Below are 25,538 nucleotides of genomic sequence, written 5' to 3' on the forward strand. Positions count from 1 at the left end.
CCTGTCCGTCAGACGTTGCCCGTAGCCGCGCGCACCAGCGTCTCGGCATCGAGGCCGCCGCGCTCCCAGAGGCCCGCCATCCGGCCTTCCCGCATCACCATCACGCGGTCGGACATGCCGAGGATCTCCGGCAGTTCGGACGACACCATGATCACGCTCAGCCCCTCGCCGGCGAGTTCGCTCATGAAGGCGTGCACGGCGGCCTTCGACCCGATGTCGATGCCTTTGGTCGGCTCGTCCAGGATGATGACCTTCGGCTTCGTGGCGAGCCATTTCCCGATCACCACCTTCTGCTGGTTCCCGCCCGACAGGGTGCCGACGGGAACCGAGAGCGCGGCGGCGCGAAGATCGAGCCGCTCGGCGTAGCGCCGGGCCAGGGCGAACTCCTCCGCCTGCCGGAGGAAGCCGGCCCGGGTGGTCCGGTCGAGCGTCGCCATGGAGATGTTCTGGACAATCGGCATCTGCAGCACGGCGCCGTGGCGGCCGCGCTCCTCGGGCACGTAGACGATGCCGGCCGCGATGGCGTCCGCCGGCGACCGGATGGCGATGGGACGCCCCTCGAGCTCGACCGACCCGGCGCTCGGCCTGGTGATGCCGAACAGGGCCTGGCAGAACTCCGACCGCCCTGCCCCGACGAGGCCGTACAGGCCCAGGATCTCGCCCCGCCGCAGGTCGAACGAGAGGTCGTCGAACTCGGTCGGATGGGAATAGCCCGAGACCCTCAGGACGGTCGCGCCGATCGCCACGTCGGCTTTCGGGAACACATGGTCGACGGACCGGCCGACCATCATGCGCACGATCTCGTCCTGCCCGGTCTGTGCCAGCAAGCCCGACCCGATGGACCGGCCGTCGCGGAACACCACGAAGCGCTCGGCGATCTGGTAGACCTCCTCGAACTTGTGGCTGATGAACAGGATGGCCTTGCCCTGCTTCTTCAGCCGCTCGATGATCCGGAAGAGGTCCTCGACCTCCTTGTAGGAGAGCGCGGCGGTCGGCTCGTCCATGATGACCACACGGGCTTCCACCGACAGGGCTCGCGCGATGGCCACGAGATGGCGATGGGCGATCGAGAGATCCTTCAGCCGCGCGTAGGGGCTGATCGGCGCGTCGATGGAGGAGAGCAGCGCCGCCGCGCGGGCGTTCATGGCCGCCCAGTTGACGAAGCCCAGACGGTTTCTGGGCGCGTGCCCGAGGAAGATGTTTTCGGCGACGGAGAGCTCGTCGAACAGCACGGTCTCCTGATGGATCGCCGTGATGCCGCTCCGGATCGCCGCCTCGGCATTGGCGAAATGCACCGGAACGCCGTCGACGACGATCTCGCCTTCGTCCGGCTGATAGATCCCGGTGAGGATCTTCACGAGGGTCGACTTGCCGGCCCCGTTCTCGCCGATGAGCGCCGTGACCGTTCCCGGATGGAGCGCGACGTCCACGTGATCGAGCGCCTTCACCCCCGGGAAGGACTTGGAGATGCCACGCATCTCCAGAAGCGGGACCTGGATCTCGGGAAGCGCCTGAACCACGGACATGGAAAAGCCTGTCAATCGCCGATGAGTGCAGGGAGGGCGCGGCTCTCCGCGCCCTCCCCTATGGCTTGGAGCGATCTCAGAAGATCTTGGCGAACTCGTCGACGTTGCTCTTGTCGTAGACGAAGGGGTCGGCCATGGCGGCCTCGCCGTTGTCGCCGATCTTGATCTTGCCCATGCGGCCGGCATTGATCTCGGAACCGGGCTTGCCGTCGGTCTCCCCCTTCACGAGGCGATAGGCGATCTGCGCGGCCGAGTAACCGAGATCGATCGGGTTCCAGATCGCGAATTCCTTAGTAGCGCCGGAATGGACGGCGCCGGCCATCTCGGACGGAAGCCCGAGGCCCGTCACGTAGACCTGACCGATCTTGCCGGCATCCTTCACCACCTGCGAGGCGGCGAGCACTCCCACCGTGGTCGGGGCGACGATCACCTTCACGTTCGGATGCGACTTCAGCAGGCCCTGCGCCTCGCGATAGCTCTTGTCGGCCAGATCGTCGCCGTACACGGTGGTGACGAGGTTCAGGCCGGGATATTTCGGAAGCTGCTTCTTCATCTCGGCGATCCAGGTGTTCTGGTTGGTCGAGGTGGAGGTGGCCGACAGGATGGCGAAATCGCCCTTGCCGTCCGGCAGATGGGAGGCCGCGAGCTTCAGGCACATGTTGCCGATCAGCTCGTTCGACGACGGGTTGAGGTGTACGATGCGCCCGTCCTTGCCGACGGCGGAATCCCAGGAGATCACCTTGATGCCGCGCTGCGCGGCCCGCTTCAGCGCCGGGACGACCGCGTCCGGATCGTTGGCCGAGATCGCGATCGCATCGACGCGCTGGGCGATGAGCGCGTTGATCACCTCGATCTGCCCTTCGGCGGTCGTGGTGGTCGGCCCGGTATAGATCACCTCGACGCCGCCGAGCTCCTTGGCGGCTTCCTGGGCGCCCTTGTTGGCCGCCTCGAAGAAGCCGTTGCCGAGGGATTTCGCCACGAAGCCGATCTTCATGGTCTGGGCGCTGGCCTGGCCGGCGAACAGGGCGAGACCCAGCGCCGTGCCGAGGGCGAGCTTTGCAAATGCCTTCATGTTCTTCCTCCCTTTCAAAGCACCTCCCGCCGGCTCTCAGGCCGCCGATGAGGATTCCACGGACTGATCGCCCGCCGTCGTTCCGGCGATGATCAGCTTGATTCCCGCATTCTCGATCATGGTCCTGGCCGAATCCGGGATGGCGTCGTCGGTGATCAGCGTGGAGACCCGGTCGAGGGGACAGAGTATGAGGCTCGAGCGGCGCTGGAACTTGGTGGAATCCACCATCAGGACCAGCTCGTCCGCCTGATTGATGAGCTTCTGCTCCGCCTGGATGATCAGGGCGTCCTGCTCCATGACGCCCAGCGTGCCGACGCCCTGAGCGCCCATGAACATGCGGCGGGCATAGAAGTTGCGCGTCACGTCGTTCTCGAACGGCGACAGGATGATGCTCTGGTCGCGATAGATCGAGCCGCCCGGCAGCATCACCTGGTTCTTCGAATGCTTGACGAGATGCTCGGCGATGGCGAACGAGTTCGTGAAGACCTGGAGCCGTCGGCCGGTCAGATAATGCACCATCTGGAACGTGGTCGTGCCGCCGTTGATGATGATGGCGTCGCCCTCGGTGCACAGGGCTACGGCCTCGCGGGCGATGGCGCGCTTCTTGGCGATGTTCTCGGCCTCCGAGACGCGGAACGGCTTGGCCGCGAGGCTGCCGATCTGGGCCTGGGCCGGGTGAAGGGCCTCCGCGCCGCCGCGCACGCGCCGCAGCCGCCCCTGAACGTGCAGGGCCGCGATGTCGCGGCGGATCGTGGCCTCCGAGGCGGAGGTCAGCTCCACGAGATCCTGGACTGTCGCGACCGGCTTCTCCTGGACGGCGCTCAGGATGATCCGGTGCCTTTCACGTTCGTGCATGGTTCCTCGACAGTGCGGCGCGACGGTGATCGGAAGGATCCAAGACCTTTCAGATTCACGCAAGTTCCGGCTGAGACTGAGCCGTAAACCGATCACAGTCAATCAATCTTGTGATCGTACCTTCGTATAATGATCACAATTGATCATATTTGATCGTTTCTGGTTGACATCGTCGGAGCGTCCCGCCACCTTTCGCCTCAAATCCGGGGCCGATTGCGCCCTTGCGAGCGATCAGGAGGACACCGTGGACACCGCCACCCAAGCCGTCAGACTCCTCGAGAATCACTGGGACGACGCCAAGGCGGCCACCCTCGACGAGCCGGGCCTCCTGCTCTACCGCTCCAACCTGCTCGGCGCCGACAAGCGGATCACCAATTACGGCGGGGGCAACACCTCGGCCAAGGTGACCGAAACCGATCCGCTCACGGGCGAGACGGTGGAGGTGCTCTGGGTCAAGGGGTCGGGCGGCGACGTGGGCACGATCAAGCTCGACGGCTTCGCGACCCTCTACATGGACAAGCTGCGCTCCCTGAAGACCCTCTACAAGGGCGTCGAGGACGAGGACCGCATGGTGGGCTTCCTGCCCCACGCCACCTTCAATCTCAACACCCGGGCGGCGTCCATCGACACGCCGCTCCACGGCTTTCTGCCCTACAGGCATGTGGACCACGTGCATCCGGACGCGATCATCGCGATCGCCGCGTCCAGGGACTCCCGCGAGCTGACCCGCGAGATCTTCGGCGACGAGATCGGCTGGCTCCCCTGGCGCCGCCCCGGGTTCCAGCTCGGCCTCGATCTGGAGGCCTTCGCCAGGGCTCATCCGGACGCCAAGGGCGTGGTGCTCGAGAGCCATGGACTCTTCACTTGGGCGGACGACGCCAAGGAATGCTACGAGCTGACTCTGCGCATCATCAATCAGGCCATCCAGTGGTTCGCCGAGAAGACGGCGGGCAAGCCGGCCTTCGGCGGAGCGGTGACGTCCAGCCTGTCGCGGGACGAGCGCCGCAGGATCGCCGCGCGCCTGATGCCGGAAATCCGCGGCAGGATCGGCCAGGCGGAGCGCAAGCTCGGTCATTTCGACGACCAGGACGCGGTGCTCGAATTCGTCAATTCCGCCGATCTGAAGCCCCTGGCCCAGCTCGGCACCAGCTGCCCCGATCACTTCCTGCGCACGAAGATCCGCCCGCTCGTGCTCGACTTCGACCCGAAGGCGCCGGACGTCGACGCGGTTCTCGCCGGCCTCGATGTGGCGCTCGAGGCCTACCGGGCCGACTACTCCCGCTATTACGAGCAGTCGAAGCACCCGAACAGCCCCAAGATGCGCGATCCCAACCCGGTGATCTTCCTGATCCCCGGCGTCGGCATGCTGTCCTTCGCCCGCGACAAGGCGACGGCGCGCATCGCGAGCGAGTTCTACGTCAATGCCATCAACGTGATGCGCGGCGCCTCCTCGGTGTCCGAGTACCAGGGCCTTCCCGAGCAGGAAGCCTTCGACATCGAGTACTGGCTGCTCGAGGAAGCCAAGCTCCAGCGCATGCCCAAGCCCAAGAGCCTGGCGGGCCGCGTCGCCTTCATCACGGGCGGGGCCGGCGGCATCGGCCGCGCCACGGCCGAACGCCTGGTAACTGAGGGCGCCTGCGTGGTGCTGGCCGACATCGACCAGGATTCTCTCACCGCGACGGTCGAGGATTTCTCCAAGCGCTTCGGTCAGGATTCGGTGCGCGGCGTGACGCTCAACGTTACGAGCGAGCCGGACGTCCTGTCCTCGTTCATCGAGGCCAGCGTCGAGTTCGGCGGCATCGACATCCTCGTGTCCAATGCCGGCATCGCCTCCTCGGCTCCCGTGGAGGACACCGATCTGGCGATGTGGAACCGCAACATCGACATCCTGGCGACCGGCTATTTCCTCGTGTCGCGGGAGGCGTTCCGCCTGTTCCGGCGCCAGAAGCTCGGCGGCAACGTGGTCTTCGTCTCGTCGAAGAACGGCCTCGCCTCCTCACCCAACGCCTCGGCCTATTGCACCGCCAAGGCGGCGGAGATCCACCTCGCCCGCTGCCTGGCGCTCGAGGGCGCAGACGCCGGCGTCCGCGTCAACACGGTCAATCCCGACGCGGTGCTGCGCGGCTCCAAGATCTGGACCGGCGAGTGGCGCGAGCAGCGCGCCGCCTCGTCGAAGCTCGCGGTTGACGAGCTTGAGGAGCACTACCGCAAGCGCTCGCTGCTGAAGCTGAACGTCTTCCCGGAGGACATTGCCGAGGCGATCTACTTCCTCGCATCGGACCTGTCCGCCAAATCGACCGGCAACATCATCAACGTGGATGCGGGCAACGCGACGTCGTTCACGCGATAAGACCCGCCCAGGGAGAACGCCATGACCGAATACAGGATCGCCGGCGAGATCGTCGCCGCCGACAACGACAAGCGCGCGAGCGCCCTGAAGGCGGATTACGAGGCGCTGGGCGCAAGGCTCGCCCGCGACGGCCTCGACATCGATTCCGTCACCGGCAAGGTCGCGCAGTTCTTCGTGGCGGTTCCCTCCTGGGGCGTCGGCACCGGCGGCACGCGGTTCGCGCGCTTTCCCGGCAGCGGCGAGCCGCGCAACATCTTCGACAAGCTCGATGATTGCGCGGTGATCCAGCAGCTCACCCGCGCGACGCCCACCGTGTCGCTCCACATCCCCTGGGACAAGGTCGACGATCCGCGGCGGCTCAAGGCTCATGGCGACGCCCTGGGGCTCGGCTTCGACGCCATGAACTCCAACACCTTCTCCGATGCTCCCGGCCAGGAGAAGAGCTACAAGTTCGGGTCCTTAAGCCACACGGATGCCGCGACGCGCCGGCAGGCCATCGAGCACAACATCGAGTGCATCGAGATCGGCCGGGCGATCGGCTCCAAGGCGCTGACCGTCTGGATCGGCGACGGCTCGAACTTTCCGGGACAGACGAGCTTCACCCGGAGCTTCGAGCGCTATCTCGACTCGATGAAGACGATCTATCAGCAGCTGCCGGAGGACTGGCGCATCTTCTCCGAGCACAAGATGTACGAGCCGGCCTTCTATTCCACCGTCGTGCAGGATTGGGGCACCAACTACCTGATCGCGACGGAGCTCGGCGAGAAGGCCTTCTGCCTCGTCGATCTCGGCCATCATGCGCCGAACGTCAACATCGAGATGATCGTGGCGCGCCTGATTCAGTTCAGGAAGCTCGGCGGCTTCCACTTCAACGACTCGAAATACGGCGATGACGACCTCGATGCGGGCGCCATCGACCCCCACCGCCTGTTCCTGGTCTTCAACGAGCTGGTCGATGCCGAGCACCGGGGGGCCGAGAACTTCCACCCGGCCCACATGATCGACCAGTCGCACAACGTGACCGATCCGATCGAGAGCCTGATCCGCAGCGCCAACGAGATCCGCCGCGCCTATGCCCAGGCGCTTCTCGTGAACCGCAAGGCCCTCGAGGGCTATCAGGAGGACAACGACGCCCTCATGGCGTCCGAGACCCTGAAGGCGGCCTACCGGACCGACGTGGAGCCGATCCTCGCCATGGCGCGCCTGCAGGCCGGCGGTGCCATCGACCCGATCGCCGCCTACCGGGCGAGCGGCTATCGCCAGAATGTCGCCAGGGAACGCCCGGCCGTCGCCGGCGGCAGCGGCGGCATCGTCTGACGGGTCTGGAGCTGTTTCACTGGCGTGGAAACACCTCTCTTCTTTGCCGAGCGCATCGTTCGGGCCGGACCCGAAGGGCCACGCAAGTGAAAACCGAGTCCACTTTTCCGCACGATGCGCTAGACGATGCCCTTCAGGGACTCGTCGTTGCGGCCGGTCTCGCCCTTGTCCTTCCGGATGACGCTGATCGTCCCGTCGCCCTCGATATAGGCCTTCTTCACCTCGGAGCAGTGCTCGATGCCCTGCTCCCGCAACTGGCTGGTGAGCTCCTCCGTGGTGATCATCTCCTGCCGCATGTTCTTCGGCAGCATCTTGCCGTTCTCGATCAGCAGCAGCGGCGACGGCCGCACGAAACGCTGGAAGGCCGGGAAGTGGAAGCCGAGCCAGTCGATGGCGTAGTTCCAGAACACGATGGTGAGGACGAGAAGACCGCCCTCGGTGATCGACTTGTACTCGTTCGCCATCGCGTTCTGGGCCGCATCGGCGATGAGGACGATCACGAGAAGATCCGCGACCCCGATCACGCCGGTCTGCCGCTTGAGCAGGAAGCGCAGGATCAGGAACAGCATGATGTAGGTCATCGTCCCGCGCAGGATGATCTCGGGGATCGAGTGAACCGGAATGAACATCTCCTGCCAGTTGATCATGGTCGGACCTCGCGTGTCGGGCGCCTCAGGCGCAGGCCGGAAGGATGAGGGCGGGAAGCCCCTGCCACAGGATGGCGATCAGCGAGAGCCCGCCGATCAGCGCTCCCGCCTGGGTCATGAACCGGTCCGCCGGAGCCGCCTGCCCGCTCATTCGCCTCTGAGTCCGCAGTGACCAGGAGAGCGCGGCGGCGGCGGCCAGGAAGGCCGCGAATGTCGTGATAAGGATGACGGCCTGCACGGCTCCGGTCCCGAGGAGCGTCGCGTCGGCCCGGTCGAGGCCGCAGAGGGTCGACGTCGCCCCGTAGATGACGGTGAACTGGACCGCCCATGCGAGGAGCCCGGCCAGCATCAGCGCAACCTGTCCCGTCCGCCGCCGGGTCATGCTACAGCCCTCCGATCAGGCGCGGGAAGCCGTGGACGACCGCCAGGCCGACCAAGCCCTGGCCGACCGTGTAGGACCAGAACAGCATCGTGTTGTCGAAGGTGGTGCGGCGGATGCTGTCGAGCCGGCCGGCGAGCCAGCGGGCGATGGTGTAGAGCCCCATGACGAGCATCGTCAGGACGAAGAAGATCTGCAGGGACACGATGGCGTAGACCGCCGCCCCGTAGGCATGGGTCGAGGGGCTCAGGTCCGTCCGCCATTGCGCCCACAGGTCCGTCGCCGACGCGCCGGACACGAGCAGGAGCGCCGCCGCGATCAGGATCGGCACGGATTGCGGGCTGCGGCGGTCGTCGCCCCTCAGGGTGCGGCTGGCCACGGCGATCAGCGCGGCGCTGGCGAGATAGAGCATGGCCGAGGCGACGGGCCAGAGCCGTTCCGGCAGGTCGACGCCGCGCGGAGGCCACGCCCCGGGATTCACGAGCCACAGGAACAGGTAGGAGAAGATCAGGCAGGTGAACACCATGCCGGACACCACCATGAGGACGATCATCGCCCACCAGGAATGGTTCATCGGGCCGGTGACATAGACCGGCACCACGATGCCGCCGCCGATGTGGGCGGGCGGGCGGACGGGGCCGGGGTCGGTCTCCCACAGCCACCAGATCACGCAACCCACCGCGAGCACGCCGCAGACCACGGACAGCATGACCAACTTCACGGTCAGCAGCAGGAAGAACGCCGCCGTGAACAATGCGGCGAGGACCGGCTGCCAGCCGGGGCCCGGGATCTGCAGGATGTATTGCGGCGTCGCATCGAACGGGCTCGTGACCAGCGCCTCGCGCCCGCCGGTCGCGGTGCCCGGCAGGTAGTAGCGTCCGTCTTCCACGTCCTTCGGCAGGTTCGGCTGATCCCACAACGGATCGCGGCTGACGACCGCCGGGATGCTGCGCGTCGCGTAATTGCCGTTCGGAAGCCATTCGAGCGTCCCGGCGTTCCAGACGTTGCCCGCATTGTCCTCGCTGGCGAAGCGGAAGTTGCGCGCCAGATCGACGAGGAAGACCGCGACGCCCGCGGCGATCATGAAGGCCCCGACGGTGGAGACCAGGTTGAGCGCGTCCCATCCCATGCCGACCGGATAGGTATAGACGCGCCGGGGCATGCCGATGAGGCCGGTGACGTGCATCGGCAGGAACGTCACGTTCACGCCGAGGAACATGAGGCCGAACACCCAGCGCCCGAGCCGTTCGGACAAGGCGCGTTTGCTCGCCACCGGCACCCAGTAATAGAAGGCGGCGAAGAGCGGGAACACCATGCCGCCGATGAGCACGTAGTGCAGATGCGCCACGACGAAATAGCTGTCGTGGGCTTGCCAGTCGAACGGCGCCATGGCGACCATCACGCCCGTGAGACCGCCAAGCGTGAAGATGAACAGGAACCCGATGACGAAAAGCGACGGCGTGGTGAGCTTCATGCGCCCGGACGCGATGGTGGCGATCCAGGCGAAGACCTGGATGCCGCTCGGCACCGCCACGGCCGTGCTGGCCGCCGAGAAGAAGCTCAAGGACATCTTCGGCAGGCCGGTGGCGAACATGTGGTGCACCCACAGGCCGAAGGAGAGGAAGCCCGTGGCGATGAGCGCCAGCACGACCAGCCGGTAGCCGACGAGGGGCGTCTGCGCCATGGCGGGCACGATCATCGACACCATGCCGGTCGCCGGCAGGAAGATGATGTAGACCTCCGGGTGGCCGAAGAACCAGAACAGGTGCTGCCACAACAGCGGATCCCCGCCCCGCTCGGCGATGAAGAACGGCCAGTCGAAGGCGCGCTCCATCTCGAGCAGCAGCGTGCCCAGGATGATCGCCGGAAAGCCGATGACGATCATCACGGCGAAGACGAGCATGGCCCAGGAATAGACCGGCAGCTTGTCGAGGCTCATGCCGACCGCCCGGGTCTTCATCACGCCCACGATGATCTCGATGGCGCCCGCGATGGCCGAGATCTCGATGAAGCCGATGCCCAGAAGCCACCAGTCGGCGTTCTCGGCGGGCGAGTACTTGCTGCCGGTGAGCGGCGGATACATGAACCAGCCGCCGTCGGGCGACAACCCGAAGAAGATCGTGCCGAAGAACACGAGGCCGCCGACGAAATAGGCCCAGAAGGCATAGGCCGACAGGCGCGGGAACGGCAGGTCGCGGGCCGCCTGCATGTTGGGCAGAAGATAGACGCTCGCGGCCTCCACGGCCGGCACCGCGAAGAGGAACATCATCACCGTGCCATGCATGGTGAAGAGCTGGTTGTAGAGATCGTGCCCGACAAGATCGCTTTCCGGAGCCGCGAGCTGCGCCCGCATGATCAGCGCGAGGATGCCGGCCAGGATGAAGAACAGGAACGCCGTCGCGACATACCACAGGCCCACATAGGTGTTGTTGACCGCCGTGATGAAGCTGAGGCCGCGGGGAGCCTTCCAGGCCTTCTCCAGCGCCTCGAACTCGCCGTCCGGGCGCGGCAGCGGATTGGGACGGTCGGGCTCCTGCGGGGAGAAGGCGCCGGGGCGCTCGGGCAGGTTCATTTCAGGCTCTCCAGATACCCGGCCAGCGCCCTGAGGTCCTCGCCCGTGAACGCGCCATAGGACGGCATCCTGACGCCCGGCTTGATGTGCTGCGTGTTGGCGATCCAGCCGGCGAGGGTCCCGACATTGTTCGGGAACTGGCCCGCCCCGATGGTGCGGCGGCTGCCCACATGGGTCAGGTCGGGCCCGAACGCCCCGTCGGCCTCCGTCCCGCGCACCTCATGGCAGGAGCCGCATCCACCGGCGCGGAACAGCTCCCGGCCCCGCGCCAGGTCCGGCAGGTCCGGTTCCCGGGCGGGCTTCGCCTGTCCGTCGCGCCAGTCCGCGAAGGCGTCGGGCTCCAGCGCCACCACGTCGAAGGCCATGCGGGCATGCTGGTCGCCGCAGAACTCGGCGCAGACGCCGCGATAGATTCCCGGCCGCTCGGCCGTGAAAGTGAGGCGGTTGACGCGCCCCGGAATCATGTCGATCTTGCCGCCGAAATTCGGGATCCAGAAGCTGTGGATCACGTCGGCGGCGGTGACCGACACCGTCACCGGGCGGCCGACGGGAACGACGAGCTCGTTCGCCGTGGCGAACGCGGCCCTCTCCTGATCGGCGGGATATGTCACCCGCCACCAGTACTGCTCGCCGATCACCTCGACGGGGAGCGCGCCCGGCCTCGGCATGTCCGTGTCGCGCATGACGATCAGCCCGTAGGGCAGAAGGCCGGACAGAACCACGATGGGAAAGGCGAGCCCGCCGATGACGACGGTCCTGCGGCTTCCGAGCCAGGCCCGCCGCTCGGGGGCGGCGAAGATCGCATAGAGCAGGAGCCCGGTGACGAGAAGAAAGATCAGGCAGCCGCCCGCCGTCATGACGAGGGCGAGCCGGTAGATCCGGAGCGCATCGCCGCCGGCCGGATCGAGCGCCGACTGGATCCCGTCGCAGCCCGTGAGGGCGAGTGCGCTCGCGACGAGAGCCGCACGCGCCGTCGCGGTGCGCAGCCGCCCCGCAGGGCCCTGCCGTGTCGCTTCGAGATCCATCCGCCCTACATGGGTGCTGCATGCCCTGAACGGATAAGCTTGGCCGTGAGACTTGGTTCCCGCGAAACGTCCTGCCGGAAATGGCCGAACACGGCCTCGAGCCTCCTTCCCGCTGCGGCCGCGCTCCTGCCCGGCGGCCCCGCCCTCGCCCATGGCACGGCGCCTCACGGCCCAGGCGATCTCTGGCATTCCTGGTCGGCCGACCCTCTCGTCACGATCCCCCTTGCCGCTTCGAGCCTGCTGTTCGTCCTCGGCGCACGGCGCCTGCGCTGCCGGTTCGGTCGGTTCCTGCCGGGATTCGGCTCGGCCCAGATCCTCTGCTTCGCCGCGGGCATGATCGTGCTGGCGGTCGCGCTCCTCTCTCCGCTGGAAGGGTTGTCCAAGCCGCTCCTGTCGGCCCACATGGTGCAGCACATCCTCCTGATCGCCGTGGCGCCGCCTCTGCTGGTGCTCGGCAAGCCGGAAGTGCCGTGGCTCTGGGCCCTGCCCGTGCCGTGGCGGCGCGGGCTGGCGCGCAGCGGGCCCATGAGATCGGTGCTCTCCGTGCTCGCGCCCTGCGCACGTCCGATCCCGGCCGCGACGATCCACATGGCGACCCTGTGGATCTGGCACAGCCCGGCGCTCTTCGACGCCGCCGTCGCGTCGGACCGGCTGCATTGGCTCGAGCACCTTCTCTTCTTCGGCACCGCGCTCCTGTTCTGGCGTGGAATCATCAAGGCCCGGTCGGGACGCCAGGGGGCGGCGGCCGCCCTGATCGCGTGCTTCGTCCCGCTGCTGCAGAGCGGCCTTCTGAGCGCCCTCCTCAGCTTCGCCCGCGAAGCGCTCTATCACGCGCCGGACACCGCCGCCTGGGGCCTGAGCGCACTGGAGGACCAGCAGCTCGCCGGCGCGATCATGTCCCTTCCCATGTGCGGCATCTATCTTATGGCCGGCCTGGTCATGGCCCTCCGGCTCGTGACGGCGCCCGGCCGGGAACGGAGACCGCGCCCGCCGGTTGCACCGTCGAATCTTCTCAAGCAGAGCCCATGACCCGGCGCGCCCTGACCGCTCTTTCGCTCCTCCCGATCCTGGCCGGAATCGCCGCCTGCGGCGAGCCGCAGCGCGGGGCCGTCATGACGATCGCAGGCGGCGAGCCCGAGCGGGGACGCGCTCTGATCCAGGCCTATGGCTGCGGCACGTGCCACGCGATCGACGGCGTCAGGGGCGCACGAGGCCGAGTGGGACCGGCGCTGAAGGATTATGCCCGACAGCACCTTCTCGCCGGCTTCCTGCCGAACACCCCGCCGAACCTGATCGCCTGGCTGGTCGACCCCGTCGCCCTGAAGCCCCGCACCGGCATGCCGGCTCAAGGGTTGACGGAGACGGAGGCGCGCCACATCGCGAGCTATCTCTACAGCCTCGGCGACGGCGGGGCGCCGGTCTATCCGCCCGATCCCCCGCTCCCGCTCGGTGGGCAAGGGAACACGGCGATCGATCTCCCGCGGCCGGCCGCCGATCCGGCCGAGACGCAGCCCCGCACGCGCCGCCTCGTGCCGGACCGACCCATCGGCCCCGACGCCAAGACCTAGATCATTTTTCGGTGAACCGGATCCGGTTCACCGGCAAACAATGCGGCGAGCGCATCGGACAATCGGGAGAGCCGTCGCTCCCTGCGACGTCATCACCGGGCTCGTCCTGGTGATCTCGATGCGGTGAGGCTAAGCGCTTGTCTTCATCGGGATGGCCGGCAAGAGGCGGATGATGACCGGCCGGCCATGACGTGGGGAGGTTGTCATCACGCGCTCACGCCACCCTCCACGTCATCACCGGGCTTGTCCCGGTGATCCCGATCCGGTGGAGCGCGGCGCCCCAAAAGATCGGGATGGCCGGCGAGAGCCGGGCGATGAACGGCCGGCCATGACGTGGGAGGGCGTCAGGAGGGCGTGAGTTCGATGACACGTCCGATGCTTGAGGCCAAGAAGAGAGATGAGCCCCCGTGAGCGGACGCAGTTCTAAGGATCCGCGGCGGCTTCCTCGGCATAAGTGGGGCGAAGGCGCATCACGCCCCAGAAAACGGCGAACCAAACGGCCGCCGCGCCGAGGATGATGGCCAGATCGGCCCATGACGGATCCTTCTCGGGCTGGAGGATCCAGAGCGTGTGCGTGCCGTGGTACAGGAGCGCCAGCGCGCTTCCGGCGATCATGCCGGCCCTGCTGACCCCCGACGGCACCAGCACCAGGACGGCGGCCAGCATCAGCAGATAGGCTCCCTTGAGGAGAGCGAGGCTCCCGGCATCCGCTCGCCTCATGTACCACGCGGCGCCATCCGGCAGATTGGCCAGCCAGACGATGATGAAATGCGCGAACCATGTCCACAGGGTCAGGAGCGCCATCGTGAGCAACGCCCGCTCCAGGCTCCTCATGCGCGCCGGCGAGGCAGGCTCTGGCCTGAGCAGCGTGACCAGGATGGCGAGCGCGAGGGCTGCCAGAGCCTGGCTCAGTCCGAAGGCGAAGCCGAACAGGCTCGACCACCAATGCGGCTCCCGGGAGAGAACCCAGTCATAGGCCGCAAAGCTCATCATGGGCGTCAGGAGGGCGAGCCCGACGGCGCTCGCCCGGCGCACGTGCGGCGTCCGGATCAGCCAGACAGCCAGGGCGGCGCAGACCGACAGATAGACGGCGCTCCTCAGCAGGAAGAAGCCAGGGCTCAGGAAAGAGGCGCGCAGGGGCGGCAGGCCCGCCCGACCGCCGACCCAGGGGAAGATCTCGCCGAGGCCGAAAGCCAGCGGAAGACCAAGCAGGAGCAGCAGCGGCATCGTGAGGGAGGCGGCCTCCACCTCGGCTCGCACAGGGGCCAGCCAATGCTCGCTCATTACGTGGCCGATCATCAGCACCGCGAGGCTCCCCATGGCGAGCCCCGACAGGCCGATGAACGCGACATAGACGGCATCGGTCGGGCTCATGGGTTTTCCTCCAGACCCTGCAATCGCTTCACGTGGTGGGCGATCGCCCAGCGCTCCTCGGGCAGCACGCGGTCCGCGTAGGGAAACATCCGGCCCTTGCCGTGAGTGATCACCTGCACGATCTGCTCCGGCGACAGGCCGCGCAGGCGCTCCTCGCGATAGGATGGCGGCGGCGCGAAGCCGCGCGAGACGACCCTTCCGTCGCCGCGCCCGCCGATCCCGTGGCAGGGCGAGCAGAACACCCGGAACCGCTCCTCGCCCCGTGCCAGGAGTTGCGGCGTCGGTTCGGGCCCGGGCGGTTCGAGGGCCGCCTGCCGGGCGGCCGCTCCCCGGGCGATGGTGCCCGGCGGGAGCGCCTGATAGGGTCTCTGAACGGTCCGCGTGGACGCGACGGCATTCCGCTCCTCGGTGCCGGTATCGCAGGCTGCCAGGAGCCCTAGGCCGACGAGGCCGATCGCTAGCCGCATGCGGGGACCTCGCGCACCATCATCGGTGTCTGGGCTTCCAGGAATCCTCGGGTCTCGCCGTCCTCGAACAGCGGATCGTCGCCCAGGATGCAGAGGAAGAAGCGGTCGTTCGACGCCCGCTCGAAACCGTGCACGGCGAAGACGGGATGATGGAGCCGCGGCAGCCGCAGGATCAGGAGCAACCCGATCAGGGTCGCGGCCCCCGCCCAGAGGATCGCGACGATCAGGGTCGCCGGGATGAAGGCCGGCCAGCTGTCGAGGGGACGGCCGCCCACGTTCAGGGGATAATCGATGGCGTTCATCCAGTACTGGGCGGTGTATTGGAGACCGGCGCCGATCAGGCCCGCCACGAAGGCGATCCAGGGAACGACGGTGGTGCGGACGCCGAGCTCCCCGGCGAGATCCGGCAGGGGGAACGGGCTGTAGGCATCGAGCCGCGTGTAGCCGGCGCGCTTCGCTGCCCTTACGGCCGCCAGAAGGGCGTCGGGCGTCTTGAATTCGGCCATGACGCCGTGGGGAGCCTGCGTCATGAGGAGGCCTCCTCGTGCTCGTCGTGGCGGGTCTCGAACATGGAGACCACCGGCAAGAACCGCACGAACAGCAGCAGGAGCGCGGCGAACAGCCCAAGGGTCCCGAGGAAGAGTCCGGTTTCCGGAAGGGTCGGCGCGTAGGTGCGCCAGACGGAGGGCAGGTAATCCGTTTGGAGGCCGCCGACGATGATCGAGAAGCGGTCGAACCAAACGCCGACCCCGATGGAAATTCCGACGAAGATCCCCGCGACGGTGCTCCGGCGCGCGGCCTTCAACCAGAGAAGCTGCGGGATCAGGATGCTGTAGACGATGGACGTCCAGTAGAGGCCCGCGTAATCGCCCGTGATGCGGTTGAAGGTGGCCTCCTGCGGCACGGGCTCGGCGAGAAGCGCCGACGCGATCTCGTCGAGGTAGAGATAGCCGGACACCAGGGCGCTCGCGAGGACGAGCCGGCCCAGGAGATCGACGTCCTCATCGTCGATATAGCGCCCCAGCCGCAGGCCCCAGCGCAGCAGGACCGCCACGAGCAGCACGATGGACAATCCCTGCGCCAGGCCGGTGGCCACGAAATGCAGCGGCTGGCGCGTCTCGTGCCAGTCGGGCACCAGGGTCACGGCGAACTCGAACGCCACCGTGCTCTGCATGATGAGGATAAGGGGCAGCACCAGGATGGCCACGAGGCGGTACGCGCGCTGGTGATAGGCCCAGTCGCGGACCGAGCCGCGCCAGCCGAGGGCGAAGACCCCGTAGAGGCGCTTTCCCGCCCGGGTCCGGGCGCGGTCGCGCAGGGTCGCGAGGTCGGGGATGAGGCCCACATACCAGAGCAGGCTCGTCACGATCGCGTGGGTGCTGATGGCCCAGAAGTCCCAGGTCAGGGTGCTGCGGAACTGCGGCCAGACCTGGAAGGTCGCCGGATAGGGGAAGACCCAGTAGAACAGCCAGGGACGCCCGAGATGGACGATCGGGAAGATGCCCGCGCAGATCACGGCGAAGAACGCCACGCCCTCGGCGAAGCGGTTGACCGCGGTGCGCAGGTCGTGGCGGCGCAGCACCAGGATGGCGGCGAACAGGCTCGCTCCGTTGGCGATGCCGATCCACCAGGCGTAGTTGATGAGGTCGAAGCCCCACACGAAGGGAATGTTCACGCCCCAGACGCCGACGCCGAGGATCGCCACCGAGATCAGCGTGTAGCCCAGCAGCAGCACGAGCGCGCCCGAGGCGAGAAGCGCGACCCACCAGATCCAGCCGAACCGCCTGGACAGCGGGACGTCCGCGACCGTGTTCGTCACCGCCTGGGCCTCGCTGCTCATCGGGCTATCCGTTCTCGCTGGAGGGCGCGATGCGGGCGAGATAGGTCGTCCGCGGCTTGGTGTTGAGATCGCCGAGCAGGGCGTAGTGGCGCGGGCTTTGCTTGAGGCGGCTCACGGCGCTCGCGGGATCGTTCACGTCCCCGAACACGATGGCTGTCGTCGGACAGGCCTGCTGGCAGGCCGTCGCCACCTCGCCGTCGCGCAGGAGCCTGTCCTCGACCCGCGCATCGGCGCGGGCCGCTCCGATGCGCTGGACGCAATAGGTGCATTTCTCCATGACGCCGCGGTCGCGGACGGTCACCTGCGGGTTCATGGCCTCGGGGGAGGCCACGTAGTCCGTGCCCTGGTAATCGAGGAAGTTGAAGCGCCGCACCTTGTAGGGACAATTGTTCGAGCAGGTCCGCGTGCCGATGCAGCGGTTATAGACCATGTCGTTGAGCCCCTCGGACGAATGCACCGTGGCGTTGACCGGGCAGACCACCTCGCAGGGCGCCTTCTCGCAATGCATGCAGGGCACGGGCTGGAAATAGGTTTCGGGATCGGCCGGATCCCCCGCATGGTACCGGTCGACCCGCAGCCAATGCATCTCCCGCCCCTTCGCCACCTCGTCCGGCCCGACGACCGCGATGTTGTTCTCGGCCTGGCAGGCGATGACGCAGGCGTTGCAGCCGATGCAGGCATCGAGGTCGATCGCCATGCCCCAGGCGTGGCCCTCGGTGGGCCATTCCGGATAGAGCGAGGGCTGATCCGCCGCCGGCGCTGGCGCCTGATCGGGGGCGACCACCCGCACGATGTCGCGCCCCTGCAGGGAATGATGCCGTTGCGTCGAGACGACCGGGATGCGCTCGCCCGCCTTCCCGATCTCGCCAGTGGCGATCCAGGGGCGGCCGGAGGGGCGTACCGCATAGGCATCGAACCCGATGCCGTCGCCGATCCTGCCGGCGCGCCGACGCCCGTAGCCGAGCGGCAGCGTCACCGCGCCGGGCGCGTGGCCCGGCATGATCCACACGGGCGCGCGAACCGCCCGCCCCTCCACCGTGACGTCGACGGCATCACCCGAAGACAGGCCGAAGACGGCCGCCGTCTCGGGCGCGATGAGGGCCGCATTGCCCCAGACCTGCTTCGTCAGGGGTTTCGGCAGCTCCTGCAGCCAGCCGTTATTCGCGTAGGTGCCGTCCCAGACGGAGGGATCGGGAACGAACACCACGTCGATGCCGCCGGATGTGGAGGGAGCTGCGGTTTCGGCCGTCAGATCGAACCGTTCGGTCAATGCCACCGTGGGGGACGCCGAGCCCGCGATCACGCCGTCCTCGAGCGCGCCGGCCCAGCGTTCCTCGAAGCCATCGCCCCAGGCCTCGCGCCACGTGGCCTGGACCAGCGCCTGACCGTTCAGGTTCTGCCCCGCCATGAGGCCGAGCAACTCCTCCACGCTCAATCCGGGTTTGAGCGGCATCGTTGCGGGCTGCCTCAGGCCGACCGTCCCGTCGAAGGCGCGCAGGTCGCCCCAGCTTTCGAGCGGATGCGCCTCGGGGACATGCCAGTGGCAGACCTCCGCCGTCTCGTCGCGATGCTGGCCGAGATGGAGCGACAATGGAACGCGCCGGATCAGCGACGCCAGGTCGATGTCCGCCGGAGCGGCATAGACCGGGTTTCCGCCGAGGATCACGAGACGGGACACTGCGCCGGCTTCGATGGCGCTGACAAGGTCCGCGAGCGTCCCCGTCCCGTCATCGGCCGAACGCACCGGTTCGATGGCGCGAACCGTGGTGCCGAATGCGCCGAGACCGGCATTGACGGCATGCGCGAGGCCATGGATCCGGGCCGGCTGCTCGCGCCCGGGCACGACGAGACCACGCGACCCCGCCCGGCGCAGCGCATCCGCCAGCTTCGGAACGGACGGATGCGCCTCGGTGGTCGGTGCCGCCCCTGTTCCCAGGGCGACCGCAAGGGCTTGAGCGAAAGCCTCCATATCTCTCGGCCGCAGAGGAACCCGCTCGTCCGCGCGGGCGCCGGCAAGGCTCATCCGCGTCTCGACGGCATAGAGGCGTGGCATCGCGCGGTCCCGCATCCGCCGCCGGGCCTGGTAATCCGCCGCATAGCGCAGATGCCCCGGCTCCTCGGCGAACAGATCGCCCCCGAGGGTGACGATGACGTCGGCCCGGGTCGGATCGTAGACGAAGTCGAGATCCCGGCCGAAGGACGCCAAGGCGGCGTCTCGCCGGTTGCCGTCGTCGACGGGTGAGAACACATGAAACGTCGCAAATGGAAAGAGCTGCCGCGCCTGTGCCATGAGCCGGTGCAGGGTCGGAGACGAGGTCGGGGGCATCAGGACGTGCAGTCCCCGCCCCTCCGACACGACCAGTTCGTTGCGCACGGGTCGGATGGAGTTCGTGAGCTCCTCCCAGCTCATCGGAGAGCCGCTCCGGAGCGGCGTGTCGGACCGGTCCGGATCGTACAGGGACAGGATCTCCGCCTGGGCGAAGACGTCCGTCGCCCCGAGGCTTGCCGGATGCAGCGGGTTGCCCTCGATCTTGACCGGCCGCCCCTCCTGGGTCTTCACGAGAACGCCCCGGCCGAAGCCGTTCAGGGCCAGGGACGTGGCCACGGTGAGCGGCACGCCGGGCGTGGAGCCCGGCAGGGTGCGGCTCTGCGACAGGAGCGGGGCCTTGCCGTCGGATCCGTTGCCGTTGCAGGCGGCAAGGCCTCCCAAAGCGAAGGAGGCGCTCATCAGCCGAAGAAGAGTCCGCCGGTCGATGGAGGAGGCCTGGACGACGTCGGGAAACTCGGCCTCGATCTGGCGCCGAACCTCCGGCCGGTCGGCGAGCTCCTCCAGGCTGCGCCAGAGCGTGGGCCCCTTCTCCGTCGTCATGGGGACAGGCACGGCGTCGATGTCGAGTGGTGGTTTCTCACGCATCGCGACTACCGGTGACAGGTGTTGCAGCTGGTGAGGCGCCGGGAGGCCTCCTGATAGAACATGCGCACATCCTCGGGCAGGCCCTGGCCATGCGGCTCATATCCGGTCGCAAACACCGCCTCGCGCGGGCGCAGGTGCGGCACCGGATCGCGATGGCAATCAAGGCACCATCCCATGGACATGGTCTGGGTCTTTATCGTCTTGGTCATCTGGTCGACGCGCCCATGACAGGTCTCGCAGGCGACGCCCTTGGTCACGTGCGCGGCGTGATGGAAATAGGCATAGTCCGGCAGGCGATGAACGGACGCCCACGTGATCGGCTGACCGAGGTCGAAGCTCGATCGGACGGGTTCAAGGACGCTTGCCCCCACCCACACCTGAGAATGGCACGACATGCAGGTCTGGGCCGAGGGCATGCCGGCGTCCGCCGCGCGCTCCACGGTCGAGTGGCAGTATCGGCAGTCGATGCCGAGCGATCCGCTGTGGAGGTCGTGCCGAAAGGGCACGGGCTGCGGCGCCGGCTTGCCGACATTCCAGGTGCTGCCGGAGCGTGCCCAGACATAGGCCATGGCCCCGGCGGCCACGACGCCCAGGCCCATGAGGACGATCGCCACCCGAAACAGAGTGGTCGCCGCCGGTGTGAAGAGCTGCGCCATCGCCCGTGCCGCGCACCCTTTGCTGAATCAGGCCGTGCGCCCGAAATGAAGCTTCGCTGTCGACACAATCGGTTCGGCGCAGCTTCGTTCCCTTAGACCAGCCGAAGGTCGATGCGCTCAGGATGGGTGAACACCTCGAAGGCATCCCCCCTTGCGACCGCCACCAGGGTGATGCCGCAGCTGTCCGCGACCCGCACGGCGAGGGCCGTCGGCGCCGAGACGGCGACCAGGATCGCGGCGCCCATACGGGCCGTCTTCTGAACCATTTCGAGGGACACGCGACTGGTCAGCAGCACGAGTCCGTCAGAACGAGGCTCCGATGACCCGGCCAATGCCCCGGCGAGCTTGTCGAGCGCGTTGTGGCGTCCGACGTCCTCCCGAATGGCGATCACGCCCTCGCCTGGACGCCAATAGGCTGCGGCATGAATGGCGCGAGCCTCCCTGTTCAGGTGCTGGGCGTCGGAAAGGTCGGACATGGCGGTGCTGACAGCCCCGGGGGGCAGGCGAAGCGAACCCGTCACCGTCTTGACCGGCCGCGTGGCCTCGGCCAGGGATTCCACGCCGCACAATCCGCACCCGACGGGACCGGCCAAGGCACGTCGGCGCATCTGGTAGGAACTGCCCCTTCGATCCGACAGCCACATCCTGATCTCGCATCCGAGATCGTGCTCGACGATTTCCATCGACAGGAGATCGGCGGGTTCGTGAATGATCCCTTCCGACAGGCTGAAGCCGATGGCGAAATCCTCCAGATCGGACGGGCTCGCCATCATCACGGCATGGGTCGAACCGTTATAAGTCAAGGCAACCGGCGTTTCCTCCGGCACCACGCGTTCACCCGGGAAGGAGGCATCCCGCGCCACGCTCATGCGCGGCAGGCGGACGACGGGAGACACATGCAGGGTCATTCGGCTGCCTCCGGCCGACGCGTCTGCACCGGCGCGATGCGGATCGGAATCGATTTCGCCGCCGGCACCTTGCTATGGTCCGCGTGATGCCAGACCGGGATCAGCGGATTGCACTCGGGGTAGTACGCGGCACAGCATCCTTCGGGGATCTCGTAAGGGGTCACGCGCAATCCGCTCACCTGTCGCACGACGCCGTCGTCGACGGCCGTCGTGAGCGTGACCAGATCGCCTTCTCTCAGGTTCATCCTGGCGACGTCGTTCCGATTCATGAAGAGCACCATGCGGGTGCCCCTGACGCCTCTGAACCTGTCGTAATAGCCGTAGACGGTCGTGTTGAACTGATCGTTGGAGCGTACGGTCATGAGCTTGAAGATGTCGGGATCCTGCCCGGCGATCCCGAGATACTCCTCCAGGCTCCGAGGCACGATGAAGTTGGCCTTGCCTGTCTTCGTCTTCCAGCGCCTCTCGCGCGCCGCGATGGGGCGGTGGAAACCGCCCGGCTGCCACATGCGCTTGTTGAAATCGCGAAAATCTTCGGGATAGGTCTCCTCGATCGCGTCGCGGACGAGGGCATAATCGGCCACCCACTCATCCCAGGGCACCTTGTCGTTCTGCGGAAGCGTCGCCTTCGCAATCTCCGCGACGATGCGCGGCTCCGACAGGAGATCGGAGCTTGCGGGTCTTACCACGCCCTTCGATCCATGGATGCAGGCTGTCGAGTCTTCGACGGCAACGGCTTGAGGCCCGGTTTCCTGCTCGTCGATCTCGATGCGCCCGAGACATGGGAGAATGTAGGAAATCTCACCGGGGATGAGATGGTTGCGATTGAGCTTCGTCGAGATCTGCACGGACAGGCGTAAGCGCGTCCAAGCGTCCTCCAGCGCCGCCGTCTCCGGTGCGGCCCGCACGAAGTTTCCTCCGAGCGCCACGAACGCCCTCACCTCGCCTCTGAGAATGCCTTCGCAGGCCTCGACCGTCGTCGTTCCCTTCCAGCGCGGCGGCTCGAACCCATATTGCTCCTTGAGCTTGTCGAGGGGCACCAGCTCGGGCTTTTCCGCAATGCCGACCGTACGCTGTCCTTGCACGTTGGAATGGCCGCGGACCGGGCAGATCCCGGCCCCCGGCTTGCCGATGTTGCCGCGCAGAAGGAGCAGATTGACGAGCATCTGCACATTCTCGACCCCGGCCTTGTGCTGGGTCAGCCCCATGCCGTAGATGCCGATCACCGCGCTCGCCTGAGCGTACGCGGTTGCGGCCGCCTCCAAGGTCGCCTGAGGCAGGCCGGACTGGCGCTCCAGTTCAGGCCAGGACGCCTCGCGTGCAGCGCGAGCGAATGCCTCGAACCCATGCGTGTGCTCGGCGATGAAGGCATGGTCGAGTACGGGCCTGCCGCCGACCTCCCGGGCGCGGTCGTCGGCTTCGATCAGGATCTTGGCCATGCCCATGAGGGCCGCGATGTCCCCGCCGATCTTCACCTGATGATACTGCGACGAGATCCGCGTTTCCGAGCCCGTCAGCATTTCGGTCGGCGCCTGGGGATTGGTGAAACGTTCGAGCCCGCGCTCCTTCAGGGGATTGAACGTGATGATCGGCACCCCGCGCTTCGCGGCTTCCTGGAGCGGATGGAGCATGCGCGGACTGTTCGTTCCGACATTCTGGCCGAAGAACAGGATGCAGTCGGTCTTCTCGAAATCGTCGAGAATGACGGTTCCCACCGAAACCCCGATGCTCTCGGGCAACGCGACCGAGGTGCTCTCATGGCACATGTTGGAGGAATCCGGCAGATTGTTGGTGCCGTAAAGCCGCGCGAACAGCGCCCACATGTAGGATGTCTCGAGGGAGGCGCGGCCAGAGGCATAGAGCACCACCTGACGCGGATCGAAGCCTTTCAGCTCCTGGCCGATCTCGCGGAACGCATGCTCCCAGGTCACCGGCTTGTAGGTATCCGACGCAGCATCCCAGCGCATGGGGTGCGTCAGACGTCCGGCCTCCTCGAGGTCGTGATCGCTCCAGGTTCTCAGTTCGGAGAGGGTATGCTCGGCGAAGAACTCGGGCGTCACCCGCTTGGTGGTCAGTTCCCAGGCCGTGGCCTTGGCGCCGTTCTCGCAATACTCGAAGGTGCGGGGTTCAGCGGGCTTGGCCCAGGCGCAGCTCACGCAGGCATAGCCGTCCGGCTTGTTCTGCTTGAGCAGGATCGCGTTACCGCTGAGGAGCCGCCCTTCCCTGGTCAGGATCGTCTCGACGGATTTGAGGGACCCCCACCCGCCTGCAGGCCCGGGGTAAGGTTGGATCTTCGGCTCATCGTTCATGGGACAGCCTCCCGCAGGCCGCCGTTCACGCCCGGCGATCCTTGCAACCCATGTCAATGTTCGGAAAGCCTGACCGTTCCGCCCGCGGGGATACGGACCGGAAAAGTTCCAGGACCGCCACCGGAAACGGCTGCGGCGAAAATCTGCGGCGAGAGGCCTAAAACGGGCTAGACAGGGGGCGAGCGGTTTGTTACACGCACGGCCTCTTCAGCGGACATCGCGCCGCTGAATTCGCTTCGGCGACGGGTGTGTAGCTCAGTTGGTAGAGCAGCTGACTCTTAATCAGCGGGTCCAAGGTTCGAATCCTTGCACACCCACCAATCTCTTCAAAGACTTAGCTGAAGTCCTTTATCGAGTAGTGCCGCTTCAGGTAACGTCTGAGGTAACACTTGGACCTGTTAGGGCGTGTTAAGAGTTGTAATCCCGGCCTGCCGTTCCGCTCACCGACTGCCGCAGAGGTGACAGGTTCAAACGCAGTGCTGCGCATCCTGTTCCGATAGCGCCAATAGCTCTCCGATGCAGGTTCCTGTGCTCAGATCTACGGCGCTCCGTCGCAAAATCGCGCAACGCAGATGCCCCTTGCGCCAGTTGCGACACTTGCGACAGCTGGGGCCGGCAAAAGGGCTACGGCCTCTCCACGATTAGACTCACGCCGCTTATGATTGTCTCATGGATAAGACCGGGAATGCGGTGCTCCTCCAGCCTCATTCCTTGGGTTCCTCGGGCTTCGCCTGATAGACGCGCACCACGGGGAAGGCCAAGGCCTGACCGTCTTCGTCCTCCAACTCCACGCTCTTCCTGCCGCGCCACTTGCCGGGCTGGCGGTTCTTCAACCAGTTCAGCGCTGCGCCCGGACCGGCGGGGGTGTGCGTCGTGGTCTCGGCCCGGATGACCCCGCCTTGGAAGCAGAGAATCTTTTCCGTCTTGATGTCATAGCCGCAGGCGCGCTTGTGGAAGAAGACCGCGACATCGGCCGGAACCTTTCCGGCCAAGACTGCCTGACGAAGCTCTTCGTGCTCGCGCTGCCAGCGATAGAAGGTTTCAACCGGGATTTCAAAGAACCCGGCGATCTCCTCGTCGGTATGGGACAGGAGGGCAAGCTTGTAGGCGTGCACAGGATGGTAGGCCGGATCGTCCTTGGACGGGCGTCCGGCGGGCATCACACTCTCTCCGGGATGTAGCGCAGCGGCTGAATTTTCATGGCTCCTGCCCGGAGCGCGTCGTTGAACCGAGCCATGGCCTCCGGGCCGATAGCTTGTATCTCGGCCATCTTCGCCCTGAGAGCGGCTGCCAGATCCGGCCGCGTTCGCCTCGCGGCGAACGGGAGCGCCCAAATTTCAACAGTCCTCGCCTCAATGGCTCTGTCTCCGAACCGGGAACAAAGAACATGCGCGCTGCATAGTCGACAGATTAATGCCACATATCTGGCAGTATAGAGACAGAAAGGACACAATTTTATTAATTGATTGTAGAACATAAACAGGACACATTCCCCGATGATGTCTTAGCTGCGGATCATAAACAAGCGTAATAACCAGTTGTATCAAGTAAATACTTTCCTATCCGCTTGAACAATCCTGAATGACAAGGGGAACTTCAGAGATGACGATTTATTATGTGTCCACGACCGGATCGAACAGCGGCGCCGGCACGACTGCGCAGCCGTTTGCTTCTCTCGAGTACGCGCACAAGCTCGCCAAGCCGGGCGACACCATCTACCTGCGCGGCGGCGTCTACAAGCTTGCCACCGGCATCCAGC

The 25,538-nt window shown here is 66.5% G+C and carries 21 protein-coding genes and 1 tRNA gene; 6 read left to right on the forward strand and 16 right to left on the reverse strand.

Features of this window, described 5'->3' with window-relative positions; translation table 11 throughout:
- Positions 1-8 precede the first annotated feature (8 nt).
- The 3 genes from NF876_RS18705 to NF876_RS18715 all read right to left on the reverse strand — a co-directional run bounded on the left by NF876_RS18705 (position 9) and on the right by NF876_RS18715 (position 3,453).
- Positions 9-1,526: a sugar ABC transporter ATP-binding protein gene (locus tag NF876_RS18705; protein ID WP_262270172.1), complete on the reverse strand. Its 1,518-nt coding sequence runs from the start codon at positions 1,524-1,526 to the stop codon at positions 9-11.
- 76 nt (positions 1,527-1,602) lie between these two features.
- Entirely contained in the window at positions 1,603-2,598 is a 996-nt protein-coding gene (rhaS, locus tag NF876_RS18710) for a rhamnose ABC transporter substrate-binding protein (RefSeq protein WP_262270173.1), read from the reverse strand.
- 36 nt (positions 2,599-2,634) lie between these two features.
- Positions 2,635-3,453 (reverse strand): DeoR/GlpR family DNA-binding transcription regulator, encoded by an 819-nt coding sequence (locus tag NF876_RS18715; RefSeq protein WP_262270174.1) that lies wholly within the window; start codon positions 3,451-3,453, stop codon positions 2,635-2,637.
- Positions 3,454-3,697: 244 nt separating this feature from the next.
- Between NF876_RS18715 and NF876_RS18720 the strand changes: the two genes are divergently transcribed.
- Together NF876_RS18720 and rhaI are read left to right on the forward strand one after the other, a co-directional pair.
- Positions 3,698-5,803: a bifunctional rhamnulose-1-phosphate aldolase/short-chain dehydrogenase gene (locus tag NF876_RS18720; RefSeq protein WP_262270175.1), complete on the forward strand. Its 2,106-nt coding sequence runs from the start codon at positions 3,698-3,700 to the stop codon at positions 5,801-5,803.
- A 21-nt stretch (positions 5,804-5,824) separates the two neighbouring features.
- A complete protein-coding gene (gene rhaI, locus NF876_RS18725; protein ID WP_262270176.1) occupies positions 5,825-7,120 on the forward strand; it encodes an L-rhamnose catabolism isomerase in 1,296 nt (431 codons plus the stop codon).
- 119 nt (positions 7,121-7,239) lie between these two features.
- Here rhaI and NF876_RS18730 read toward each other — a convergent pair whose 3' ends face one another.
- Genes NF876_RS18730 through coxB form a run of 4 tightly spaced genes read right to left on the reverse strand, consistent with a single transcriptional unit; the run spans position 7,240 to position 11,743 of the window.
- Positions 7,240-7,767 (reverse strand): DUF421 domain-containing protein, encoded by a 528-nt coding sequence (locus NF876_RS18730; RefSeq protein ID WP_262270177.1) that lies wholly within the window; start codon positions 7,765-7,767, stop codon positions 7,240-7,242.
- 25 nt (positions 7,768-7,792) lie between these two features.
- Positions 7,793-8,149 (reverse strand): hypothetical protein, encoded by a 357-nt coding sequence (locus tag NF876_RS18735; protein ID WP_262270178.1) that lies wholly within the window; start codon positions 8,147-8,149, stop codon positions 7,793-7,795.
- Position 8,150: 1 nt separating this feature from the next.
- A complete protein-coding gene (locus tag NF876_RS18740) occupies positions 8,151-10,718 on the reverse strand; it encodes a cbb3-type cytochrome c oxidase subunit I (RefSeq protein ID WP_262270179.1) in 2,568 nt (855 codons plus the stop codon).
- On the reverse strand, positions 10,715-11,743 hold the full coding sequence (gene coxB / locus NF876_RS18745; protein WP_262270180.1) for a cytochrome c oxidase subunit II: 1,029 nt from the start codon (positions 11,741-11,743) through the stop codon (positions 10,715-10,717). The genes NF876_RS18740 and coxB overlap by 4 nt, the downstream gene beginning before the upstream one ends.
- A gap of 45 nt (positions 11,744-11,788) precedes the next feature.
- Between coxB and NF876_RS18750 the strand changes: the two genes are divergently transcribed.
- Complete coding sequence (locus NF876_RS18750) at positions 11,789-12,772, forward strand: cytochrome c oxidase assembly protein (protein WP_262270181.1); 984 nt, start codon at positions 11,789-11,791, stop codon at positions 12,770-12,772.
- Positions 12,769-13,311, forward strand: a complete 543-nt coding sequence (locus NF876_RS18755; protein ID WP_262270182.1) for a c-type cytochrome — start codon at positions 12,769-12,771, stop codon at positions 13,309-13,311. Before NF876_RS18750 ends, NF876_RS18755 begins: the two co-directional genes overlap by 4 nt.
- 423 nt (positions 13,312-13,734) lie before the next feature.
- Here NF876_RS18755 and NF876_RS18760 read toward each other — a convergent pair whose 3' ends face one another.
- The 8 genes from NF876_RS18760 to NF876_RS18795 form a co-directional block, all read right to left on the reverse strand.
- Positions 13,735-14,685, reverse strand: a complete 951-nt coding sequence (locus NF876_RS18760) for a hypothetical protein (protein WP_262270183.1) — start codon at positions 14,683-14,685, stop codon at positions 13,735-13,737.
- Positions 14,682-15,152 carry a c-type cytochrome gene (locus NF876_RS18765; RefSeq protein WP_262270184.1) on the reverse strand — a complete coding sequence of 157 codons (471 nt, stop codon included), beginning with the start codon at positions 15,150-15,152 and terminating at the stop codon, positions 14,682-14,684. The genes NF876_RS18760 and NF876_RS18765 overlap by 4 nt, the downstream gene beginning before the upstream one ends.
- Positions 15,143-15,682, reverse strand: coding sequence for a DUF3341 domain-containing protein (locus NF876_RS18770; RefSeq protein ID WP_262270185.1), 540 nt, complete (start codon positions 15,680-15,682; stop codon positions 15,143-15,145). The genes NF876_RS18765 and NF876_RS18770 overlap by 10 nt, the downstream gene beginning before the upstream one ends.
- Positions 15,679-16,992 carry an NrfD/PsrC family molybdoenzyme membrane anchor subunit gene (nrfD, locus tag NF876_RS18775; RefSeq protein WP_262270186.1) on the reverse strand — a complete coding sequence of 438 codons (1,314 nt, stop codon included), beginning with the start codon at positions 16,990-16,992 and terminating at the stop codon, positions 15,679-15,681. Before nrfD ends, NF876_RS18770 begins: the two co-directional genes overlap by 4 nt.
- A 4-nt stretch (positions 16,993-16,996) precedes the next feature.
- Positions 16,997-19,906 carry a TAT-variant-translocated molybdopterin oxidoreductase gene (locus NF876_RS18780; protein ID WP_262270187.1) on the reverse strand — a complete coding sequence of 970 codons (2,910 nt, stop codon included), beginning with the start codon at positions 19,904-19,906 and terminating at the stop codon, positions 16,997-16,999.
- A gap of 5 nt (positions 19,907-19,911) precedes the next feature.
- Entirely contained in the window at positions 19,912-20,562 is a 651-nt protein-coding gene (locus tag NF876_RS18785) for a cytochrome c3 family protein (RefSeq protein WP_262270188.1), read from the reverse strand.
- Between the two features lie 92 nt (positions 20,563-20,654).
- Complete coding sequence (gene fdhD, locus NF876_RS18790) at positions 20,655-21,470, reverse strand: formate dehydrogenase accessory sulfurtransferase FdhD (RefSeq protein ID WP_373696685.1); 816 nt, start codon at positions 21,468-21,470, stop codon at positions 20,655-20,657.
- Positions 21,467-23,779 carry an FdhF/YdeP family oxidoreductase gene (locus tag NF876_RS18795; protein ID WP_262270189.1) on the reverse strand — a complete coding sequence of 771 codons (2,313 nt, stop codon included), beginning with the start codon at positions 23,777-23,779 and terminating at the stop codon, positions 21,467-21,469. The genes fdhD and NF876_RS18795 overlap by 4 nt, the downstream gene beginning before the upstream one ends.
- Positions 23,780-24,023: 244 nt before the next feature.
- Between NF876_RS18795 and NF876_RS18800 the strand changes: the two genes are divergently transcribed.
- Positions 24,024-24,099: transfer RNA gene (locus NF876_RS18800), tRNA-Lys, on the forward strand.
- A gap of 384 nt (positions 24,100-24,483) precedes the next feature.
- On the opposite strand, the gene NF876_RS18805 is transcribed toward NF876_RS18800, so the two are convergent.
- Positions 24,484-24,939 carry a helix-turn-helix domain-containing protein gene (locus NF876_RS18805; protein ID WP_262270190.1) on the reverse strand — a complete coding sequence of 152 codons (456 nt, stop codon included), beginning with the start codon at positions 24,937-24,939 and terminating at the stop codon, positions 24,484-24,486.
- Positions 24,940-25,381: 442 nt separating this feature from the next.
- Here NF876_RS18805 and NF876_RS43915 point away from each other — a divergent pair.
- Positions 25,382-25,538 (forward strand): right-handed parallel beta-helix repeat-containing protein (locus NF876_RS43915; RefSeq protein WP_507237397.1); only part of this gene is annotated, 157 nt, incomplete at its 3' end.

The sequence above is a fragment of the Microvirga yunnanensis genome (assembly GCF_025460875.1).

Excerpts from the sequence above, each read along its gene's own strand:
- NF876_RS18705 (WP_262270172.1), bottom strand. The coding sequence starts at position 1,526 with ATGTCCGTGGTTCAGGCGCTTCCCGAGATCCAGGTCCCGCTTCTGGAG.
- rhaS (WP_262270173.1), bottom strand. The coding sequence starts at position 2,598 with ATGAAGGCATTTGCAAAGCTCGCCCTCGGCACGGCGCTGGGTCTCGCC.
- NF876_RS18715 (WP_262270174.1), bottom strand. The coding sequence starts at position 3,453 with ATGCACGAACGTGAAAGGCACCGGATCATCCTGAGCGCCGTCCAGGAG.
- rhaI (WP_262270176.1), top strand. The coding sequence starts at position 5,825 with ATGACCGAATACAGGATCGCCGGCGAGATCGTCGCCGCCGACAACGAC.
- NF876_RS18730 (WP_262270177.1), bottom strand. The coding sequence starts at position 7,767 with ATGATCAACTGGCAGGAGATGTTCATTCCGGTTCACTCGATCCCCGAG.
- NF876_RS18735 (WP_262270178.1), bottom strand. The coding sequence starts at position 8,149 with ATGACCCGGCGGCGGACGGGACAGGTTGCGCTGATGCTGGCCGGGCTC.
- NF876_RS18740 (WP_262270179.1), bottom strand. The coding sequence starts at position 10,718 with ATGAACCTGCCCGAGCGCCCCGGCGCCTTCTCCCCGCAGGAGCCCGAC.
- coxB (WP_262270180.1), bottom strand. The coding sequence starts at position 11,743 with ATGGATCTCGAAGCGACACGGCAGGGCCCTGCGGGGCGGCTGCGCACC.
- NF876_RS18755 (WP_262270182.1), top strand. The coding sequence starts at position 12,769 with ATGACCCGGCGCGCCCTGACCGCTCTTTCGCTCCTCCCGATCCTGGCC.
- NF876_RS18760 (WP_262270183.1), bottom strand. The coding sequence starts at position 14,685 with ATGAGCCCGACCGATGCCGTCTATGTCGCGTTCATCGGCCTGTCGGGG.
- NF876_RS18765 (WP_262270184.1), bottom strand. The coding sequence starts at position 15,152 with ATGCGGCTAGCGATCGGCCTCGTCGGCCTAGGGCTCCTGGCAGCCTGC.
- NF876_RS18770 (WP_262270185.1), bottom strand. The coding sequence starts at position 15,682 with ATGACGCAGGCTCCCCACGGCGTCATGGCCGAATTCAAGACGCCCGAC.
- nrfD (WP_262270186.1), bottom strand. The coding sequence starts at position 16,992 with ATGAGCAGCGAGGCCCAGGCGGTGACGAACACGGTCGCGGACGTCCCG.
- NF876_RS18780 (WP_262270187.1), bottom strand. The coding sequence starts at position 19,906 with ATGCGTGAGAAACCACCACTCGACATCGACGCCGTGCCTGTCCCCATG.
- NF876_RS18785 (WP_262270188.1), bottom strand. The coding sequence starts at position 20,562 with ATGGCGCAGCTCTTCACACCGGCGGCGACCACTCTGTTTCGGGTGGCG.
- fdhD (WP_373696685.1), bottom strand. The coding sequence starts at position 21,470 with ATGACCCTGCATGTGTCTCCCGTCGTCCGCCTGCCGCGCATGAGCGTG.
- NF876_RS18795 (WP_262270189.1), bottom strand. The coding sequence starts at position 23,779 with ATGAACGATGAGCCGAAGATCCAACCTTACCCCGGGCCTGCAGGCGGG.
- NF876_RS18805 (WP_262270190.1), bottom strand. The coding sequence starts at position 24,939 with ATGCCCGCCGGACGCCCGTCCAAGGACGATCCGGCCTACCATCCTGTG.